This window comes from Sphingobacterium micropteri, assembly GCF_014692515.1.
Lineage (GTDB): Bacteria > Bacteroidota > Bacteroidia > Sphingobacteriales > Sphingobacteriaceae > Sphingobacterium > Sphingobacterium micropteri.
The window spans coordinates 14,126-35,398 of record NZ_JACOIK010000019.1 but is presented as its reverse complement, the minus strand read 5'-3'; the positions used below and the strand labels follow the sequence as shown (position 1 = coordinate 35,398).

General features: G+C 43.0%; 14 protein-coding genes. 4 read left to right on the top strand and 10 right to left on the bottom strand.

What is annotated here, in order from left to right; genetic code table 11:
* Positions 1–71 precede the first annotated feature (71 nt).
* From H8B06_RS19860 to H8B06_RS19815, 10 genes are all read right to left on the bottom strand, one after another.
* Positions 72–731, bottom strand: a complete 660-nt coding sequence (locus H8B06_RS19860; RefSeq protein WP_190995933.1) for a beta/alpha barrel domain-containing protein — start codon at positions 729–731, stop codon at positions 72–74.
* A 161-nt stretch (positions 732–892) separates the two neighbouring features.
* On the bottom strand, positions 893–2,293 hold the full coding sequence (uxaC, locus tag H8B06_RS19855; RefSeq protein WP_190995932.1) for a glucuronate isomerase: 1,401 nt from the start codon (positions 2,291–2,293) through the stop codon (positions 893–895).
* A 13-nt stretch (positions 2,294–2,306) separates the two neighbouring features.
* On the bottom strand, positions 2,307–3,953 hold the full coding sequence (locus tag H8B06_RS19850) for a UxaA family hydrolase (RefSeq protein WP_190995931.1): 1,647 nt from the start codon (positions 3,951–3,953) through the stop codon (positions 2,307–2,309).
* Positions 3,954–4,017: 64 nt separating this feature from the next.
* The gene (locus H8B06_RS19845; protein ID WP_190995930.1) at positions 4,018–5,517 is read right to left on the bottom strand and encodes a tagaturonate reductase; all 1,500 of its coding nucleotides are present in this window, start codon (positions 5,515–5,517) and stop codon (positions 4,018–4,020) included.
* Positions 5,518–5,521: 4 nt separating this feature from the next.
* Positions 5,522–6,559: a pectate lyase gene (gene pelA, locus H8B06_RS19840; protein ID WP_190995929.1), complete on the bottom strand. Its 1,038-nt coding sequence runs from the start codon at positions 6,557–6,559 to the stop codon at positions 5,522–5,524.
* Positions 6,560–6,566: 7 nt separating this feature from the next.
* Positions 6,567–8,483, bottom strand: coding sequence for a glycoside hydrolase family 88 protein (locus H8B06_RS19835; RefSeq protein WP_190995928.1), 1,917 nt, complete (start codon positions 8,481–8,483; stop codon positions 6,567–6,569).
* A 19-nt stretch (positions 8,484–8,502) separates the two neighbouring features.
* Positions 8,503–10,164, bottom strand: coding sequence for a glycoside hydrolase family 28 protein (locus tag H8B06_RS19830; protein ID WP_223857815.1), 1,662 nt, complete (start codon positions 10,162–10,164; stop codon positions 8,503–8,505).
* Positions 10,165–10,254: 90 nt separating this feature from the next.
* On the bottom strand, positions 10,255–11,232 hold the full coding sequence (locus H8B06_RS19825; RefSeq protein ID WP_190995927.1) for a pectinesterase family protein: 978 nt from the start codon (positions 11,230–11,232) through the stop codon (positions 10,255–10,257).
* A 140-nt stretch (positions 11,233–11,372) separates the two neighbouring features.
* On the bottom strand, positions 11,373–12,383 hold the full coding sequence (locus H8B06_RS19820) for a zinc-binding alcohol dehydrogenase family protein (protein WP_190995926.1): 1,011 nt from the start codon (positions 12,381–12,383) through the stop codon (positions 11,373–11,375).
* Between the two features lie 4 nt (positions 12,384–12,387).
* Positions 12,388–13,047, bottom strand: a complete 660-nt coding sequence (locus H8B06_RS19815; protein ID WP_223857814.1) for a rhamnogalacturonan acetylesterase — start codon at positions 13,045–13,047, stop codon at positions 12,388–12,390.
* 278 nt (positions 13,048–13,325) lie between these two features.
* Here H8B06_RS19815 and H8B06_RS19810 point away from each other — a divergent pair, with 278 nt between their 5' ends.
* From H8B06_RS19810 to H8B06_RS19795, 4 genes are all read left to right on the top strand, one after another.
* Positions 13,326–14,960, top strand: a complete 1,635-nt coding sequence (locus tag H8B06_RS19810; protein WP_190995924.1) for a glycoside hydrolase family 43 protein — start codon at positions 13,326–13,328, stop codon at positions 14,958–14,960.
* Between the two features lie 13 nt (positions 14,961–14,973).
* Positions 14,974–15,972: a pectinesterase family protein gene (locus H8B06_RS19805; protein WP_190995923.1), complete on the top strand. Its 999-nt coding sequence runs from the start codon at positions 14,974–14,976 to the stop codon at positions 15,970–15,972.
* Between the two features lie 10 nt (positions 15,973–15,982).
* Positions 15,983–16,762 (top strand): rhamnogalacturonan acetylesterase, encoded by a 780-nt coding sequence (locus H8B06_RS19800; RefSeq protein WP_190995922.1) that lies wholly within the window; start codon positions 15,983–15,985, stop codon positions 16,760–16,762.
* Between the two features lie 71 nt (positions 16,763–16,833).
* Complete coding sequence (locus tag H8B06_RS19795; protein WP_190995921.1) at positions 16,834–21,204, top strand: hybrid sensor histidine kinase/response regulator transcription factor; 4,371 nt, start codon at positions 16,834–16,836, stop codon at positions 21,202–21,204.
* Positions 21,205–21,273 lie beyond the last annotated feature (69 nt).

Here is a 21,273-nt window from a genome sequence, read left to right as displayed (position 1 = left end):
GCTTTTTGTTTTTTATTTTTCGTTTCTCGTAATTTGCTTTTCGTATTCTTAATCAGTGATTCCCTATAAATTTATCGCTCACTTTCCGCTCTGGCCTGTGCGACAAGTTGTAATGCTTGTTGTGTCTTTTCTGCCAAACCGTCTACCTGTTTAGGGTTGATCAATTTACTGCCCATTCCCACGGCACAAACACCCGCCTTAAACCAAGATTTTAAATTTTCTATCTCCAGATCTACTCCGCCAGTAGGTATAAACAACTGCCCTTTAAATAATTCCTTAATAGCAGACAAAAATCCTGGCCCCAGTACATTTGCCGGAAAAAGTTTAATTAAAGCAGCTTTATTTTGTTGTGCTAACGCGATTTCGTTAGGGGTCATGCAACCCGGAATCCAAAGCAAGTCATGGCTATGTACTAAATCTCCTACACTAGGCGTGACGATGGGAGCAACGATAAAATCTGCTCCTAGGCTGATAAATTTTTCGGCTTCGCTCATCGTTTTGATCGTACCGATACCAAGTTGAAGCTCGGGCATCTCTATATTTCGTGCATCTATGAGTGCTTTGAAAACCTTTTTTGCCTCGTCCCCGCGATTTGTAAATTCGAAAACACGAATCCCCGAGGCATATAATGTCTTTACGATATCAATACTTTCTTGCACATCAGTGTGGAAAAACAAAGGCAGCATCCCTTGTTTCAAAATCGCGTCTAAAACTTCTTTTTTCTTACTCATTATAATGTATATTTTTATTCTGTTTTAAAGATCTTCCCTTACATCTTTTTGCTGACCGGTTTAGGTGTCATTAGAATATTTCGGAAAGATAGCCATTTGAACGCAGAAATCCATAAAATGATTACTACAAGGATTTCGTTACCGAAATCCTCGTCTCTCAACTAGAAATTAAAGTATTCTTTCGCGTTATGATAACTGATATCGCTTACAATTTTGCCAATCCATTCGACATCATTCGGCAACTCTCCCTTTTCTACATCTTCTCCAAAGATATCACATACTAATCGTCTGAAATATTCGTGTCTTGGAAACGACAGGAAGCTACGAGAATCTGTCAACATACCTACTAAGCGGCTCAGTAACCCCATGTTCGATAGAGCATTTAGCTGTTTGGTCATACCGTCTTTTTGGTCGAGGAACCACCACGCCGATCCAAACTGAATTTTTCCTTTGATAGATCCGTCGTTAAAATTCCCAATCATCGTCGCGATCAATTCATTATCGGCCGGATTAAGGTTATATAAAATGGTTTTCGTCAATCTATCCTCGTTATCCAATCTATTGAGGAATTTGGAAAGCGCTCTCGCCTGGCTAAAATCACCAATAGAATCCCAACCGGTATCCGGCCCATTTACACGTAGCATACGTGCGTTATTGTTACGCAACGCGCCTAAATGATACTGTTGAACCCAACCTTTTTCGTGATCCCATTCGGCAAACTGCACCAACATAGCTGATTTAAATTTCAAATTTTCGCTATGTGTTAGCGTCTGATTTGCTCTTATTTTTTCGAAAATAGCGCTAATTTCCTGATCTGTATAATCTTCGGCATAAATCTGCTCCAATCCGTGGTCGGATACGGAACAACCGTTTTCAGCAAAGAAATCATGTCTCGCTTTCAACGCATCCAAATAGGCCGAAAAACTCCCGATAGATGTATTGGTTACCGCCTCTACTTGATCAATATAAGCATTCAGTGCTTCCACATCATCGCTGTTCATAGCTTTGTCCGGACGAAACGCCGGAAGCATCTTAAAGCTCTCCTGTTCTTGTGCAAATTGCTGGTGAAAATTCAAGGAATCTATGGGATCATCCGTGGTACACACAACCTCCACATTCATCATCTCCAACAATCCCCGAACAGAATAACCAGGCTCAGCCAATTTAGCGGCTGTCTCTTCATAAATTTTCTCTGCCGTTTTAGGTGACAACAAATCCTTGATGCCAAAATAACGCTGGAGTTCTAAATGCGTCCAATGATATAACGGATTACGCAACGTATATGGAACGGTTTCAGCCCATTTCAGAAACTTATCTTTGTCAGAGGCGTCCCCGGTAATATATTTTTCATTCACACCGTTGGCACGCATAGCACGCCATTTATAATGGTCACCATTCAACCATACTTGACTGATGTTTTCAAATTGCGTATCGTTTACAATTTGCTCTGGTATCAAGTGGTTATGATAATCGATAATCGGTAAACTCTTGGAAAACTGATGATATAATGTTTCCGCTGTTTTGCTATTTAATAAAAAATTGTCGTCTAAAAATGTTTTCATGATCATGATGGTTTTATAAACTAACGCCTCTTTTCCAAGGGATAAAGTCGTCTTGATTTAATTGAACTGCTTTTGGTATAATTTCGCCACTGGCTGCTTTGATACAATACTCTAGAATATCTTCCCCCATTTGCTCAATGGTTTTGTCCCCGTCAATGATTGATCCGGTGTTGATATCAATTATATCGGCCATCCGTTGCGCCAACGCATTGTTAGTTGCTACCTTAATAACAGGACAAATAGGATTACCGGTCGGCGTACCTAATCCGGTTGTAAACAAAATTAACGTAGCGCCGGAAGCCGTTTTGCCGGTGGTTGCTTCCACATCGTTTCCGGGAGTACATACGAGATTTAACCCAGCTTTTGTGGCTTCCTCTGTGTAATCTAATACGTCAACTACCGGAGACGTCCCTCCTTTTTTTGCCGCTCCAGTACTCTTTATCGCATCTGTAATCAGTCCGTCCCGAATATTTCCCGGAGATGGATTCATGTGAAATCCCGAACCCACGTTTTCTGCCGCTTGGCTGTACGCGCCCATCAATCTAATAAATTTATGAGCTGCGTCGGGTTCTATCGTCCTGTCGATTAGATTTTGTTCGGCACCACACAATTCTGGAAACTCTGCCAACAGCACTTTACCGCCCAAAGCAACCAGTAAATCAGAAGTATACCCAACGGCTGGATTTGCCGATATCCCACTAAAACCGTCGCTACCGCCACATTTCACCCCCAAGGTCAATTTGCTCAATGGGGCAGGTTGCCGTTCCAGCTTGTTAATTTCTATAAGCCCTGTAAATGTCTTTTGTATCGCTTCTTTAATAAGCTGTTCTTCGCTTTTCGACTGCTGTTGCTCAAAAACGTGAATCGGCTTTTTAAAATTCGGATTTCGCTCTTTTATATCCGCCAATAAATCGTTCAGTTGCAGATTCTGACAACCGAGACTTAATACCGTGACACCTGCTACATTAGGATGGTCGGCATAAGCGGCCAATAGTTTCCCTAAAACTGCCGCATCCTGCCGGATACCGCCACATCCTCCCTGATGATTTAAGAATTTAATACCATCTACATTCTTAAATACACGGTTCTTCGTATGAGAGACAACGCTTAGCTGTTCAGATGACAACGTACTGATGTCCTGTCCGGCTTCATACGCAGCCAACAGTTCGTGGGTGAAAGCACGGTATTTTCCGGTCACGGAATATCCTAGTTCGTTGTGAAGCGCTTCCTTAATAACATCCAGGTTTCTATTTTCACAGAATACCGTTGGCACAAACAACCAATAATTGGCCGTGCCTACTCTACCATCCTCCCGCACATAGCCATTAAACGTTCTCCCCGCAAAACGGGAAACATCCGGAGCCTCCCAAGCGTACTCATAAGGTCTAAACGTATAAGGATCTGCCGCATGCTTGGTGTTATCGGTATTCATGATTCCACCCTGTGGTACTGTATATTGTGTTTTCCCTACCAATACCCCATACATGTATATCTCATCCCCTTGCTGCATTTCCTGCATAAAAAACTTATGCTTCGCCGGCACATCTTCCTGTAAGGTATAAACAACACCATTAAATTCAATTTGCTCCCCTTTTGACAGATTCTGCAATGCCACCAACACATTATCCTTAGGATGGATTCTTAATATTCTACTTGCCATTCTGCATTTAAATTTTCATTTAATAATTTTTCTCTTTAAGGCAATGAAGCTTGCATGGACCTGTTTAGTCCATGCAGGTTTCAATTGTTTTTAATACGCCATTTGCGTTTATTTCATCCAAATATTGCTTCACCGCCGATTCAAACTCGGGATACGTCGTCAAATCTTTTCCCCATAAGCTATCATCGTGCAATACATTGTGTACGACCGTCTGCGGGTTCTTCCAATAATCGAATAGCACAGGCGCGAATTCATCTTGCAATGCGATCTCTTGTCCACCTATTTGCTGTACATATTGCCCGTTTTGCTCTTTCGTATTCATAAATTTGATATAGGCTGCAAAACCTAATGCCATATGTGGCGGGGGAACTAAGTTCTTTTTATACCATTTCTCCAACAGCGCAATGTTTCGCATGTTCATTTTGGACGTGTAGTTTAAGGCTATACTTTCCCACCGATGTTCTAAGAACGGGTTGCTAAACCGATCAATTACACGGTTGGAAAAATCTTCGGCGTCTTGTGTTTCAATATGTTGATCTACAATAGCTTTACTGATTTCATTTTTCATTAGCCCCTTTACAAAGACACTAAAGGAGTCGTTTTGCATGGCTTCTTTGACCGTGATAAAGCCGCTCCACAAAGCTGCTGCACAACTCAATGTATGTGTTCCATTAAGCAAACGTAATTTGATTTCCTTAAATTTATCGATAGACGGAACAAGCACGACACCGCTGTCCACTTCTGCAAAAGAAAGGATTTGTTTTACCCGCTGCGAATTGGTTTCGATGGCCCATAAACGGAAGGGCTCTGCCATAATCATCAGTTGATCTTGGTATCCTAGCTCCTGTTCTGTTTGTTGTTGTTCTTCTTTGGGCAAACGGCCAGGTACAATACGATCTACCAAGGTGTTACAAAAATCATTTGCTTCGTCCAACCATGTCGAGAAATCTTTTCCCAAGTTATTTTGAGCCGCTAGACTGTGTAAGATTTTCTTCAGTTTTGTCGCGTTATCAGAAATTAATTCCGTTGGTAATATAACCAGCCCTTTTGCGACATCACCATTGAAGTGGCGATAGCGCTCATAGAGGAAGGCCAGCAATTTTCCCGGAAACGACGCGGGTGGATTATCCGCTATCTTATCGTTACTCAGCACGATCCCTACTTCGGTCGTATTCGAGAATACGACCTGCATATCAGGATTGCGTGCGGCCTCCAAAATCGCTTCCCAATCTTTCGAAGCAGACAGTACCCGCGAAATAGCGTTATTGATGCTGTACCTCACCACTTCCTGTCCTTCTTCTATTCCTTTTATGCACAAGGTATATAACCCCTGCTGCTCTGCAAATTCATCTGTTCCCGATGACGAAGTCGATTTAACGACTAAAACACGACCATTAAATACACCTGCTTTATTTGCTTTATCCACAAAGTAATCGGGTAACCCTCTCAACAATACACCTGTGCCAAACTGTAATACGCGTTCTGGCAATTCAAAGGAGCTACCTTGTGGTAACTCAACCTTGCTTACATCTATTTTTTCTATATTCTCTCTTGAAAGTAACATGCTTTTACTTTTTTTTCTCTTTATTTTTTTTCCACTTGGGGTACTCTTTTTCCAATAACTTGGCAGGCCAGTTACCAAACCAGGCATACCCATTTTTTCGTTCCGTTGATATTTCCGAAAAATCGTAGGTCACGCTATTATCCCGATCGCCAAATAGCGGCTTATTATTTGCGATATCATAGAACCTCGACCATATTACCGAAGTGCTATCGGGTATCAGGTCACGAACGGTTTTCCCCGTTTTCGGATCTTTCGTTTTATCAAAACGATAACCCTCCAGATCATGTACCTCAAACCAACGAATAGCAGATTCTATGGCCGTTTCTATCGCCGGCGTTACAGGCTGTTTCATCAAAAAACGCACAATATTGACCGATTCTGATGTACTTAACGAAACAGGCTCAAACGCTCTAGCTTGTTCGGGTTGAAGCGTTTTTTCATTATATTGTGCCGCCCAGATAGTCAAGGAATCGTCTTGTACAATTTGGGTTTTCAATATGCAATCTACACCTCTTGCCACCGCATCCGCCGCCTGTTCTTTTAGTCGATCGTCCGCAAATGCCGCAAAACCCGCTGTTTCTTTCGCCAGATTATCCAATACCGTCAACACGTTGATCATCGCGTTATCGTTGTACGTGATTTGTGCCCGATAGAGGGATTTATTCGGATAGTATTGTGGAAAACCACCATTTTCATATTGTGCTTCCAACAGGTATTCTATTCCTCGACGAGCCGCGTTTAGATAATCCACACGCTGTGTTTTGGTATAGGCATCTACCAAGATGTTAATTTCTCGCGTTGTTGCACCATTGTCTATCGTGGCGTGTTTTTCGTCCGTCGCTTTGATTTTCTGAAGCAACTCTTTTGTTAGCGGCAAAGCATAGTTAACCGCTTTTTTATCCACCAATTGTTTTCCCCATGCACCATTCGGGAGCTGGTATACGAGCACCTTCTCTGCTAAGCTATCCTTTTCTTGCGCGAAAGCCAAAAAAGATAATCCGAACAAACAACAAAACAATATGGAAAATCTAGTACATTCCATTTTTTCCTTATTTAGCTTTTCTCAGTAACCACTGTACCAATTCGTGCGCCGCATCAAAGTTCTGGTATTCTGCAGGTAGTTTACGCCCGTCTACATATTCGTTATACAACCACGGATCGCCAATAGCGAACACCGTTCCTTTACCATATTTTGCGGTCGCGATGATAATATCCCCCTGTTCCTGCACAAGCGGTTTCGCTGGTTTTACCGCGTTTATCGTAGATATTTCTTTCACATAAATCTTTTGGGTCTTTTTGAATATTCCTGTTTTGGATGGGATAACGACCGCGCCGTCCGCATAATTACTTCCTTTCACCATATTGCGGTTATCCTCATTAAACGTAATACCAAATTTCTGCGACAGCGTATTAAATTTTGTTATTTCACAATTTCCCGAATCATTTGCCAATAAAACTAACACGCCTCCTCCACGAACCCACTGGGCAATTTCATTCGCCTCGGTCTCATTCATAAAATTAGGGCTTGTCGTTTCCTTTTCCGTATCCGGATCTACAATAATATAGACATTACTATTCACCAATTTCTGTTGTGTCGGCGCTTCCCGCAATGTATTCAAAACCCCTCCATACTGTTCAAAGATACGTCCTAATAAAAAGAAACCATTGTTATCCTGGCCGTCCCAAAGGTAATGATAAGGTTTCATTTGACCGTCCGGTGCTTTCTTGTACTCGTTATTATAATAATTATCTAACGTAACATGAACTTTCTTTTGGCTTTTTGCCGACCGCGCAAACTCTACCTCCGAGGCCGCCGAAATAAATGGCCCTACCCCTTTGGGGTCGTTTGGTTTCACGGGTTCACTCATATAATATTCAAAACTACCGTCGCGATAGTTTTTCGATCCCCCCAAGCCAGAAACCGTGACCACATGGTTGATATTCACTCGGTCCGGTCCACCTGGGGTGATAAATTGTTTTACCAAGCCCGCATACCCTTTATCAATATGCTTTTGAAAATCCGTCTTCGGAACATACCCTTTTCGCACCGCTTTCGCCATAGCATATACAAACATGCTAGATGCCGAAGCTTCGACATAATTCCCCTCACGAGTACCTAAATCCACAATATCATACCATACCGATGTCTTTGGATCTTGATACTTCGCGACAGCCGTTAATGTCCGGTGTAGGATTTGCATCAACTTTTCCCTTCCCGGATGTTCCGTTGGAAAATAATCCAGTACATCGACTAAAGCCATCGCGTACCATCCCATACCACGTGCCCAAAAATGTTTGGAAAGACCTGTTTCTGGATTTGCCCATCTTTCGTTACGAGACTCATCCCAACCGTGGTATAACAATCCGGTCTTTTCATCACGTGCATGATTCTCCATATAGGTGAACTGATTCACGACATCATCGTATATACTATCAATCCCCATCAAATCGGCATATTCCGTATAGAATGGTTGAGCCATATACAAGCCATCTAGCCACATCTGATAAGGATATAGTTTCTTATGCCAAAATCCTCCCTCCTTGGTCCGGGGATGCGTCAGAAGCTGATTATAGACTTTTTCGCTAGCCTTTAGGTATTTCGGTTTTCCGGTGACCTTATACAGGAACAACAACGACCGCCCATTTTTTACGTGATCTATATTATACTCTTCTGGCCTATAATTACGGATATCGCCATCTTCGGTTACAAACTGATCCATCCATCTCTGCACATAATCAAAATAGATATTATCACCTGTATTCCGCCATACGTCTACCATCCCTTCCAGTACAACACCCATATCATACGTCCACTGTGGGCCTTTCTCTTTGTTTGTAAAGCGGGCATCTTTATATAGCGAATCCATCGCGGTAATGGCCATTTTTTCAGACAACGCTTTTTCTTGTCCAAAACCAACCTGCGCAAACAGTAATAAGCACAGTATAATATGTATACCTTTCTTCATTTTATTATTTTTTGTTCCCCTACTTTATCACCAACGCTTCTTCTGACGCACCGTTGGTAAACTCACTTATTTTTTTGACCTCTTCTACCTTTGCTCCTGTGAGTACAATATTTTGGGTTGACTTACCCGAGGCACGAACCAAGAGATCTATATCGCCTACCGGTTTCAAATCTGTGAACACAATATTTTCACTATTATCTATATGAACAAGCGGATTCGACTCTTTTACGTTGAGTGTCAGGCCTTTCACGGCGATGCCCGATGCTTCTATAAGCTCTACACCTTTTTTCGCAGTGATATGGGCTTGCTCAATCACTATATTTTTAATAGCCATCTCCGGCAATCCACGGAAGAAAATTCCTTTTTCGGCACCGTTTACATTGATATTGCGCATAACAAAATTCTGGAATCGGGGTGTTTCCGCTGTCACGGCAGGAATTTCTACCACGGCATCCCCTTGCTCACCGGCCTTCGGAAGCGGGCCTTTCATACCATAATACATATCAAATAATATCGCCTCACCCGGAATACCCACCATGTTAATATTATTTATAAATATGTTCTCCACCACACCACCACGACCCCGTGTGGTTTTAAAACGTAGGCCAATATCGGTGCCTATGAATGAGCAATCTTGCACCCAAATGTTTCTAGCGCCACCACTCATCTCACTTCCTATTACAAATCCTCCATGTCCGTGGTATACGATGTTATTGCGAATAATAACATTTTCGGTAGGCATTCCTCTATCACGCCCTGCTTGATCACGTCCAGATTTAATGCATATGGCATCGTCACCCACGTCAAACGTACTATTTTCGACCAATACATTTTTACAGGATTCGATGTCCAAACCATCCCCATTTTGTCCATACCAAGGGTTTCGTACCATTAGGTTTCTTACGGTCAAGTCTTCACACATCAACGGATGAATATTCCATGCCGGTGAATTTTGAATGGTCACGCCCTCCAGTAAAATACGTTTACAAGAGGTAAACACCAATAAATTCGGGCGCAGAAAATCCTTTACATCCATGAAATCAGCCGCTGTCTGCCCAGCATGGCCTTTACCTGTGTTCTGGGTTGTGGCACCATGCAGCGAACTTTCGGAGGGGTACCAAATCTTACCCGCTTCATCCACCACACCACCCGATGCAACGAGTTTCTTCCATTGTGAGTCTGTCATCTTATCCCGTTTCACCATGCGCCAAGCTCCTCCATTTCCATCAATGACTCCAGCCCCGGTAATCGCTATATTTTCCAAATTTTTCCCCGAAATAGGATTTTGATTTCGCCAGGCGGGCTCTCCCTCCCAATTCGATTCTACCAGTTCGTACGCCCCCAAATCATCGGTAAACAATACAATAGCATCCCGCTGAATGTGCAGGTTTACATTGCTCTTCATTTCTATGGGACCGGTCAGCCAAAGACCACCAGGTATTAATACAACACCTCCGCCTTTTTCACTAATGGTCGTAATCGCCTTATTAATAGACGCTGTGTTTATAAATTGTCCATCCCCTTTTGCGCCAAAATCGGTAATTTGCAGCGTATCTTTCGGAAAACTCACCTGCTGAACGATAGGAAGTGCAGGCTCTTGCGCTTTTAGTGTACAGACACTTCCCCACCCTAGCAGTATAGCTGTATATATTATTTTGATATATTGTTTCTTTTGCATCATTTTACCTCTTATGTGTTTAAATTTTGGTTGCTTATCTTAGACAAGTCTACATCGTTTGTGTAGAAAAAGAAAGAAAAAACTATGCAATCGTTACCGGAGAACCGGGTGTTTCTTTATTATCGATTCAGCATCCCAATCACCGAAAACAGCTGACATAGATAGCTTTTTCGCCTCTCCGTCCGTTAGCTGCCGAGACCATTTGACACGATTTTGTGACAAAGCTCCTTCCCCTTTATTTTTATATTCCGCATAAAAAGCGGTGTGTTCATTGCTTTCCTTTCCCCAGTTATGCCATCCCTCCGGAACGATAAAATCAGGCAAGGAGCAATACATAAAAACGACGTTCGCATACGGCCTCCATGGGCGACCTAGATAAAAATGTTGTACGTCCTCTGACCCGGTAATAATACAGTTGTTGAATATATAGCCATATTCGCCTGTTTCGGGAGTTGAAGCAGCGGTAATATAACCTGCTTTTTTACAGTGTAGCTCACATGCCTCAAACCAAGCCGTAGACGACCCAAAAATATAATCGACTGTTCCTTCAATATAACAGTTGACATAGAGCTGCCGCGCCCCTTTACCATAGGTATACAAGGTATCTTGAAAACCTAAAAAACGGCAGTTAATAAACGTTGCTTTATCCGCACCTATCCATATCGCAACTGCCTGTCCTACTGGACCGGCACTATTTTCAAACGTAATGTTTTCCGCGATAAAGCCGTCTCCAATACAATAAAAACTAGATGAGCCCGATGTTCCGATTTCTTCCCCAAAAACATTTTTCTTTTGGGCAAAATCATCATATGTCAGAATCGTATTAAACTTGTCCTCGCCAACGAGTTTTATATACTGCTTAGGCGCCGCCAACACAATTTTTTCTTTATACACACCCTTTTTTACAAAAATTGTTGTCACATTTTTCCGAAAAGAGGGAACTGCATCAATCGCTTCTTGTACAGTTCCAAAGTCACCACTACCATCTTTCGCCACCACGAAATCATAAGAAGTAGCCCAAACGGAATGGACACCAAACAAAATCAAAATAATGAACAGGTTTATCTTCATACAAATACTCCCTCTTAACTGGTTGATGTTAAATGTAGGTATTAATAATCAGTTTAACAGTGAGTTAGCCTAAAATTAAAAACGCAAACGTTACCGATAACGTTTGCGAAAGAAATATACCTGCTCTTTAGGTAAAAAACCTAATTAAACTCGATGATCGTCTTAATACCCGAAAGCAAAGGTTTGCTCGGATCACTGAACAGTTCCGCAGCATTTGCGAAGCTTACACGCCCGGTAATAAATTGTGCGGCATCTAATGATTTATCTTGCAGGCGCTGCATGACATACTCGAAGTCACTCGCCAAAGCGTTTCGGCTACTCATCAATGTTCCTTCCCGCTTATGAAACTCCGGGTGGCTAAAATGTATCTCTTCTTTTTGCAACCCAACAAGAACATAACGCGCGCCATGAGCCATATACTGAAAAGCATTGTTGATAGCGCCGGTATTACCGGTTGCATCAAATAGGAGTGTAGGCATATCTTCATTCGTGATCGTCGCCAATTGTGTATGCACATCTGCATCGAGCGCGGAAACCGAATAAGAAGCGCCTAATGTCTTCGCATACGCTAAGCGATTATCATCAACATCCAACGCGATGACCTTTCCACCGGCAATATTTGCCAACGCAATAATCCCTAAACCGATCGGACCTGCGCCAATCACAAGCACAAATTCTCCCGGAATGATTCCACCACGTTGTATACCATGTGCCCCAATGGACAAAGGTTCTACAAGCACTAAATCATCATAATCCAATCCTTCTTCTTTACGCAAAGCATGCGACGGTACGACGACGTACTCTGCCATCGCACCGTCAATATGAACCCCCAGTACACGCATATCATTGGTACAATTGGGTTTTCCCATCCGAGAAGCAATGTCTTTACCTTCTGTAAAATAAGGAATTACCGTCACTTTATCGCCCGGCACAAATCCCGCTGCGTCTCCCTCGACATAATCTGCAGCAACTTCATGACCCAACACGCGTGGATAAGAAAAAAAAGGTTGCCGACCTGCAAATGCATGGATATCCGTTCCACAAATCCCAATTTTCCGGATACGCAATAGGGATTCTCCTTTTCCTGGAGTGGGAATATCTGCATCTTCATACGCAAATCTGCCCGGCTCCACGCAAACTAATTTCTTCATTTTATTATCTTTTCTTTTTTAAATCATTGACTAGAGGTATACCTTGTCGTTTCATATCTTGAACAACGAGATTGGCAATGGTTTCGGCCCCATGTTCGTTCAGATGCGTGTTATCAATCGCACCTTTTGGATAGTTGGGGTATCCTTCCGGAAGATGCAGAAATAAGCTTATTGACTCTTCCTCTCCTAATTTAGCTAAGAGACTGGAGGTTTCCGTCGTGAGGTCGATAAGAGGCACATCTAAGCTGTCTGCCACTTGTCTTACCGCATCCGGGTATTCGCCATGTGTATCCACTAGCTTCTCTCCCTCAAATGCGCGGCGCGCAATAGGTGTTAACAAAATCGGTTGTCCCTTTTTTGAACGTGTCTCCGTTACGAAAAAAGAGAGATTTGTTTTATACTCCTCTATCGTTGTTCCCGTATTCGGCTTATGCACTTTCTCATCATTGTGACCAAATTGAATAAAAACATAGTCACCCGGCTGAATGCCTTCGTATACTTCTTTCCAAATACCTTCATTTATACAAGACTTTGTGCTTCTGCCATTTCTCGCTCTATTCTGAACCTCTGTATGTGCCTTAAATTTTGTCGCAAAAGCCACTCCCCAACCTGTTTCCGGAAATTTGTCAGGCGCTTTGATGGCCATCGTCGAATCGCCGATCATCCATACGTTCTTTTTCCTAGGCTGTATTATAAAGCTGCACAACATCCCTAACACAAGTATCCCAGTTAATGACCGCAAAATATTCTTTTTACACATATTTACTTGGTTTATTATGTAATATCCCTTTTCTTTTGGCATGTCAATTTCCACATTTTTTTAGAATTAACCATAAAATTAAACGCAATCGTTACCGGCAACGATTGCACATTTACTTGTTGTTATCTTTCCGGGAAATGTGTATCCTTGTGATTACCAATACGTAAATCAAACACACAACGATGAATAAATTTTCTATACTTTCACTTGCTTTTGTGCTATCATCCGGCTCCGCAGTTTTCGCGCAGCGTCCTTATGTTTCATCTGTATGGGTTGCTGATCTGGGCAACGGACAGTACCAAAATCCCATTTTACACGCCGATTATTCCGATCCGGATGCGATCCGTGTAGGTGATGACTTCTATATGACTGCCTCGAGCTTCAACCATGCTCCAGGGCTTCCTGTATTACACTCGAAAGATTTAGTAAACTGGAAAATCGTCTCACACGCCTTACCTAGACAAATCCCAGAAGATGTATTCAACATTGTGCAACATGGAAATGGTGTCTGGGCTCCCTCTATTCGCTATCATGAAGGCGAATTCTATATTTATTGGGGAGATCCTGATTTCGGCATCTATATGATCAAGACGAAAGACCCTGCCGGAGACTGGTCAGCGCCCGTTCTGGTGTTTGAGGGCAAAGGATTAATTGACCCCTGTCCTTTTTGGGACGAGGATGGTAACAATTATCTGTCTTTCGCTTATGCCGGGAGTCGTGCTGGACTAAAGAGTGTCGTGGCTATTGCGCGACTGAATGCAACCGGTAGCAAGGTACTGGATCGAGGTGTTATTGTATACGACGGCCATGAAGATGACCCTACCATTGAAGGAACCAAGATGCATAAACGAAATGGATATTATTATCTGTTTGCCCCCGCCGGAGGTGTTGCTACCGGATGGCAACTCGTTTTACGTTCCAAAAATATATATGGCCCATACGAGCGGCATGTTGCCATGCATCAGGGAAGCGCAGCCACCAATGGTCCACATCAAGGGGCTTGGATAGATACCCAAACAGGAGAGGACTGGTTCATACACTTCCAAGACAAAGACGCTTATGGCCGTATCGCCCATCTGCAACCGATGAAATGGGTAAATGACTGGCCTGTTATAGGTATCGAGAATGATGTTAAAGGTACTGGCGAACCAGTATTGACACATAAAAAGCCGAATGTAGGAAAAACCTACCCTATAGAGACCCCTGCTGAATCGGATGAGTTCGATACGCCGCTACTGGGTAAGCAATGGCAATGGCAAGCCAACCCGGATGGTACCTGGCTTATGCCGAGTAAGCATGGCCATTTGACGTTATATACACAACAAGTTCCCGAGACCTATAAGAATTTATTAGATATCCCGAATGTGCTGACCCAGAAATTTCCAGCAGAGGAATTTATGGCCACCACCAAAATGCGGTTGATCGGTAACGAAAAGGTAGAAAATGAACGTGCGGGCTTTGCGGTGGTAGGAGAGGATTACAGCCAGGTCTATATCAAGCAAGGCAATGGCAAGCAGACCTTACATTATGCCAGCTGCAAAAAGGGATTAACTTCTGGTCGGGAGTCGGTTACTGACATTACGGATTTAACGGAAGGAGCATACGTATACTTGCGCGTCAAAGTAAACAAGGGTGCGGTATGCCAGTGGTATTATAGTTTAGACGACAAAAAATATACGGCGATCGGTGAAACTTTCACTGCTCAACCAGGAAAATGGATTGGTGCTACACTGGGCCTGTACGCTGTAAGAGACAATAAAATCAACGACAGTGGTTATGCAGAGTTTGATTGGTTCCGAGTGGAAGCCGTAAAATAAAAGGGAAGAAAATATGTATGTACGCCATGTGTTATTAACGCTGTGTATCTCCTTCCTTGCTTTGGGGATAAAGGCGCAAACTTCGGATAATCGATTTGAGCTAACCGTCGCTCAGGACGGCTCGGGTGATTTTACGACAATACAGGAAGCTATCAACCAGGTGAGGGACCACGCCGAGAAACGGGTGGTTGTCCATATCAAGGCAGGTACTTATAATGAAAAAGTGGTTATTCCCGCCTTTAAACGTAATATTACGCTAAAAGGCGAAGGAGCAGCGAGAACAATCATTCAGTATGATGATTATTCGGGCAAACCATTTCGTGGAATCGATGTTACCGGCGACCCGAAGTTCAGCACCTATACATCGTATACGCTACTGATTGATGCCAACGACTGCACGCTGGAGGATCTGACGGTCGCCAATACGGCCGGTAGAGTGGGACAGGCAGTCGCACTTCATACGGCGGACGACCGTATCGTTATCCGTAACTGCCATATTCTTGGCAATCAAGATACGCTCTATCTGGCGGTAGCGGGAACGCGTGTTTACCTCGAAAATTGCTTTATCAATGGTACTACTGACTTTATTTTCGGCGCTGCTACGGCCTACTTCCTACGATGCCAGATCGAAAGCCTGTCAAATTCGTATATCACGGCTGCATCTACTACAGCCGAAGATGCCTATGGCTTTGTATTTGAGTCCTGTCGTTTAACGGCTAAAGACGAACAGGTAAATAAGGTCTACCTCGGTAGGCCTTGGCGCCCTTACGCCCAAACGGTATTCCTCCATACCGAAATGGGGGCACATATTACACCTGAAGGATGGCATCCTTGGCCGGGCGATAAAAACTTTCCCGACAAAGAGAAGACCGCCTTTTATGCGGAATACGGGAGTCGTGGTCCTGGCGCAAAAGACCTGTCTGAAAGAGTGGCTTGGTCTCATCGATTAAAGAAATCGTCCGTAAAAAAATATAGCAAAGAAAAAGTTCTAAATGGTTGGAAACCTTTGTAAATAATATCTTATGCACAAATATTGTCTAACGTTCGTTATTGGAGTACTGTCTGTTATACTCGCTTCGTTCTCTTATCAAAGGGTAACGACCATCTACCTCATCGGCGATTCAACCGTGGCTGATTATTCGTTGGAAGACGATTACGACAGCAAGCGTTATCCTTTGGTGGGCTGGGGGCAAGTGTTTCAGCCCTTCTTTGCCAAGGACAGCTTAAAGCACGTGGAACATCTCCTTGGCAACGTGAAACAAGTAAAAGTTGACGATCGGGCCAAAGGTGGGCGAAGTACGCGCACGTTTTTTCAGGAAGGGCGGTGGGCCGCCATATATAAAAATCTTCAAAAGGGAGACGTGGTGATGATGCAGTTTGGACACAATGACGGCGCTGTGAATAAGCCGGAAAGGTACGTAGATATTCAAGGATATAAAGAGTTCCTTCGCTTATTTATCGATCAGACCCGCCAACGAGGGGCACTCCCTATTCTGCTTACCCCAGTAGCACGCAACTATCCTTGGAAAGAAGGCAAATTACACAATGTGCACGGTGCGTATCCCCAGGCTGTGAAGGACGTGGCTATCGAAATGGATGTCAAGTTGATTGATCTAAACGAACTTTCCATGGCCTATTTCACTGAAAAAGGGCAGGATTATGTGACACAGCATTACTTTATGAATTTTCCCGCTGGTCGCTTTGAGGCTTATCCTGATGGCCAGAAGGACAATACCCATTTCCAGGTTGCCGGAGGAAAGGCTGTTGCCCAGTTAGTTTTCGACGCTATGAAAGGGCTGTGAGAGGTAATTTGCAAACTGTGGGATTCAGTGTGATGGAATAAATAATTTTTAACGCGGCGATAGTAGATGCGATGAAACAACACTTGGGGAAAGCTGTCAAGCATGGAGTTAAATCAAGTCGATTTTTATTGGCCCCTACAAGGCTATTGCTTTTTCTACTCGCAATCTTCTATATCTCTATCCCTCACCTAAAAGCGCAAATAAATTGTAAGATAGAACACTATTCGGGCGAGGATGGAATCTCTCACGGCACCATTACCGCCGTTGTGAAAGATTGCGATGGTTTTCTTTGGCTCGGAACATGGAATGGTCTCAACCGGTTTGATGGTAAACATTTTAAAACCTATAAGTCAACATCTAATAACAAACCTTACTTAGATAGTGAACGTATTGTACAGCTGGAAGAAACCGTTGGACAATTGCTATGGATACGGACGTACGATGCGCAGGTATATTTCTTTGATAAAAAGAGGGAACGATTCACTTCGGTTTCGTCGATTTTGACAAAAAAGTTTAACCGACAGATTATCATCAATAAAATCTTCAAAATTAATGAAGAGCTACTATATCTGGCCTCTGCCGACGATGGACTATATCAATGTATTGGTTTAAACAGTCAACATCTAGATTTCGTACACATCGACTCTACCCAACAGTCTCCCGTAAAATTGATTTCCAACCAGATTAACTTTTTGCATCAGGATAGCGCAAAACATATCTGGGTTGGTGCGCAACAGGGTCTATCAACTTTATCAGACGGTCAGGAAACCGGATTAAGCTCCAACGAATACATTCAGAAAGAGACTATAGGATTAAATGTGATTGAAGCCCGGGAAGACGAAAACCAAATTTACTTTTCAACAACGAATGGCATACTGCTTATTTACAATAAACAGACCCACAGTTTAAAAAAGATAGTGGTTTCTGAACCAGGAACTCTTCATATTCTACTTTCTAACGATAAGAACCAACTCTATATATCTAGCACCAAAGGGAAGTTGTTTACTTATGACATCTATGGAAGTCACCTCGTTCTCATAAAACAGTTCAACGAAGAAATCAAAAGAATCTACGAAGATAGAAAAGGAAACCTGTGGCTAGAGCCCTACTACGCCGGTGCTATTTTGTGGAACCGAGAGCTAGACCAGACCAAACACCTTCGATCCACCTTTGGGCGTTACGAATCCAACGTACCTTTTCAGTGTTTCGAAGACCGTCAAGGCCTGCTATGGATAACGCTGAAAGGTGGGGGATTTGGTTACTATAACGCAGAAAAGGAAGCGTTAATCACCAAAAATAGCGACGATTTCGGAAATCATCTTGCTTTTCCCCAACAGATCTACTCTTTTTTTTATGACGACGGGATCATTTGGTTATGTTCAGAGGAGAAGGGGCTGATTAAATTACAAGTTCGAGACGCCGCTTTAAGCAAAGGGAATCTGGCGGAGATATTGACAAAGGGAGGCGACCCGGAAGTTCGTAGTTTATTATACGACCGCAAAGGACGGATATGGATAGGTACCAAGGGCGGCACATTGGTTGTAAAAGAAGGAGAAGCGTATAAAACTGCTCCCATCGTCAATATACCTAAAGACGGTTTTAGCGGCCTTTATTCTCTATTGGAAGACCATAAAGGCAATATATGGATGGCAACAAAGAATCACGGGGTGTATGTCGCTTCGTCTGAGGATAACGGAAATAGCTATCGGGTTCAAAACTTTCGTCAAAACAACAGCAACCTGCCCATTAATCAGATCTATTCCCTTTTATTGGATGAAGACGGCGATGTTTGGCTCGGAACTTTTGGTGCCGGGTTAGTGCAGGTCATTCAAAAGTCTAATAGGATTGATTTTCGACCCACCCCGTTTGATAATGAGGCGTATCCTGAAGGGAGCTTTGACAAGGTCAGACATCTCTGCACGGATAAAGTGGGAAACATATGGATTGCAACCACCTTCGGATTAGTAGTATATGATCGGAAAGGCGAGTTTCGCACATTTAAAGACAATCGTCTTCCGACGGCAAATATAGAAGCAAATGATCTTCAATATATCCTCCGGCGCTCCAATAATGAAATGTGGATATGTACCTCGGGCGGGGGAATATCTCGTGCCATTGGCGACCCATTTGGGAGATTGGAGATTGAAAATCTTTCCACACAGAAAGGGTTAAGCAACGACTATGTATTAAGCGGTATTGAAGATGCTAACGGCGACCTGTGGTTTGCTACGGAAGGCGGTCTTTCCAAGTACGATACCAAGATAGGATATTTTTTCACTTTTGATTCTTTCTACGATCGGGCCAGGTTCTCTTTTGCAGAGAAAACTGTGATAAAAACTGCCTTTGGAGAAATTATCTGGGGTACGAACAAAGGGGTTATTGATATATCACCGACCACTTTTTCAGCGGGAAGGGGAAATACTACCTTGGTATTTAGTCACCTATGGGTCAATAATAAAGAGATGACGCCCAACCCTAAAATCAACGGGCAGGAATTTCACGTGCAGTATACAGATCAACTTATCCTAAACCACGACCAGAACAACATCAGTTTAGATTTCACAATCATAGACTATAGACACAGCCGACACACTTATCTGTACCGGCTTATTGGGTTGGACACAACTTGGCACAGCAACCAACACCTGAACCGGATAACCTTTACGAACCTCAAACCCGGCAATTATCTGTTGGAAGTAAAAGGACATAGCGATCTATATGAAACTGCTCCTTATAAAAGTTTGGCGATCATCGTTTCTTCTCCTTGGTGGCAAACCTGGTGGGCATACACCTTGTACATCATTCTGGGTCTATCGGGATTGGTCCTAGGCTGGCGCATTTTGTCCACGATGCTGTCGTTGAAAAATCGGATTGAGATAGAAAAACGGGTTGCAACACTTAAAATGACTTTTTTTACGAATGTATCGCACGAACTCCGTACACCGCTAACCCTTATTTTGAGCCCCGTAAAGCAATTATTAAACGATAATAGTCTTTCGGACGAAAACCAGCAATATGTAGGTATGATACAGAGGAATGCCATCCGCATGGAATCGTTTATCAATCAGTTGCTCGACCTACGAAAAGTACAGGAAAATAAATTCAAGCTTTCGTTGCAGCATATAGACGTCATCGCAGTGCTCGGAGAAGTTGTCGCGAGTTTCCAGCCGTTAGCAAAAGAACGGTCTATGCTGTTGACCTATCAGGCACCCAACGATACGTTGGGTATAGACGCAGACCGCGACCAGCTCGAGACGATTTTTTTTAATATCCTATCAAATGCATTTAAGTACTCGCCCGATGATACCACAATTGCCGTAACGGTTTATGATAAACAAAATCAGATCATCGTCCGTATTGTCGATCAAGGCACGGGCGTAAGTGATGATAGCCTAAAAAGTATTTTCGAGCTCTTTTACATTGATGCTCCGACATCGAAGGTGCATGGAAAGGGCAGTGGTATAGGGCTTGCTCTGACCAAAGAGTTAGTCAACCTACACCAAGGCCATATTGAGGCCCATAACAATGTGGACCGAGGCCTTACCATCAGCGTAACACTACCAAAAAAACAAGATAAAACCCATAATACCCTCCCCGAGTCTCGGTCGACGTCTGTTGCAGACGTATCCATACCCGCTGTAGCTCTTCCGAAAGAAACGGGCGAAAAAACAGAAAAGCCATTGGTGTTAATTGTTGAGGATAACGAAGATTTAGTACGTTTTTTAAGTCAACAATTAAAAAGGTATTACGAAGTCCTCACAGCAGAAGATGGTTGGATTGGCCTAAAACTGGCTAAAGAGCACATGCCGGACCTAATTATCAGTGATATCATGATGCCCCACATGGACGGGATTACGATGCTAGGCAAAATTCGGGATAACGTCACGATATGTCACATACCGATCGTATTACTCTCGGCCAAACATGCCATTGAAAGCCAGATAGAAGGAATGCGCTATGGAGCTGACTATTATATCACGAAACCCTTTCATATCGAGTTTCTTATAAGTTCCATAGAGAATCTTTTGAAAAGACGTACACAGTTTTTCGAAGCGCTAGTAGAAAAACGAGAAGTCCTGCTAAAACCCACAGATGTGATCATCACGGATATGGATGAACAGTTTCTACAAAGAGTCGTCAAAACGGTGGAGGAAAAAATGTCCGACCCTGAATTTAATATTGATATGGTTGCCGATCACCTGAACCTAGGGAGAAGCACATTTTATAAAAAATTCAAAAGCCTAACCAAACTCACTCCTGTCGAGTTTGTCCGGGATATGCGGTTACAACGCGCTCACCAGCTGTTAAATGATAACTTGGAGAATATCTCCCAAGTAGCCTATATGGTGGGCTTTAATAATCCAAAGTACTTTAGCACCTGCTTTAAGGAAAAGTACGGTGTTTCTCCTAAAGAGTTTTCTAAAAACGCATCAGAAACCTAGTTCCCGGCGCAGTTATTAATTTTTGAACCAATTTTACTAATTTTTAGACCTCTCCAAGGCGTGTTCCCA

Coding starts and splice junctions, on each gene's coding strand:
- H8B06_RS19860 (WP_190995933.1), bottom strand. CDS start 731: ATGAGTAAGAAAAAAGAAGTTTTAGACGCGATTTTGAAACAAGGGATG.
- uxaC (WP_190995932.1), bottom strand. CDS start 2,293: ATGAAAACATTTTTAGACGACAATTTTTTATTAAATAGCAAAACAGCG.
- H8B06_RS19850 (WP_190995931.1), bottom strand. CDS start 3,953: ATGGCAAGTAGAATATTAAGAATCCATCCTAAGGATAATGTGTTGGTG.
- H8B06_RS19845 (WP_190995930.1), bottom strand. CDS start 5,517: ATGTTACTTTCAAGAGAGAATATAGAAAAAATAGATGTAAGCAAGGTT.
- pelA (WP_190995929.1), bottom strand. CDS start 6,559: ATGGAATGTACTAGATTTTCCATATTGTTTTGTTGTTTGTTCGGATTA.
- H8B06_RS19835 (WP_190995928.1), bottom strand. CDS start 8,483: ATGAAGAAAGGTATACATATTATACTGTGCTTATTACTGTTTGCGCAG.
- H8B06_RS19830 (WP_223857815.1), bottom strand. CDS start 10,164: ATGATGCAAAAGAAACAATATATCAAAATAATATATACAGCTATACTG.
- H8B06_RS19825 (WP_190995927.1), bottom strand. CDS start 11,232: ATGAAGATAAACCTGTTCATTATTTTGATTTTGTTTGGTGTCCATTCC.
- H8B06_RS19820 (WP_190995926.1), bottom strand. CDS start 12,383: ATGAAGAAATTAGTTTGCGTGGAGCCGGGCAGATTTGCGTATGAAGAT.
- H8B06_RS19815 (WP_223857814.1), bottom strand. CDS start 13,047: ATGATCGGCGATTCGACGATGGCCATCAAAGCGCCTGACAAATTTCCG.
- H8B06_RS19810 (WP_190995924.1), top strand. CDS start 13,326: ATGAATAAATTTTCTATACTTTCACTTGCTTTTGTGCTATCATCCGGC.
- H8B06_RS19805 (WP_190995923.1), top strand. CDS start 14,974: ATGTATGTACGCCATGTGTTATTAACGCTGTGTATCTCCTTCCTTGCT.
- H8B06_RS19800 (WP_190995922.1), top strand. CDS start 15,983: ATGCACAAATATTGTCTAACGTTCGTTATTGGAGTACTGTCTGTTATA.
- H8B06_RS19795 (WP_190995921.1), top strand. CDS start 16,834: ATGAAACAACACTTGGGGAAAGCTGTCAAGCATGGAGTTAAATCAAGT.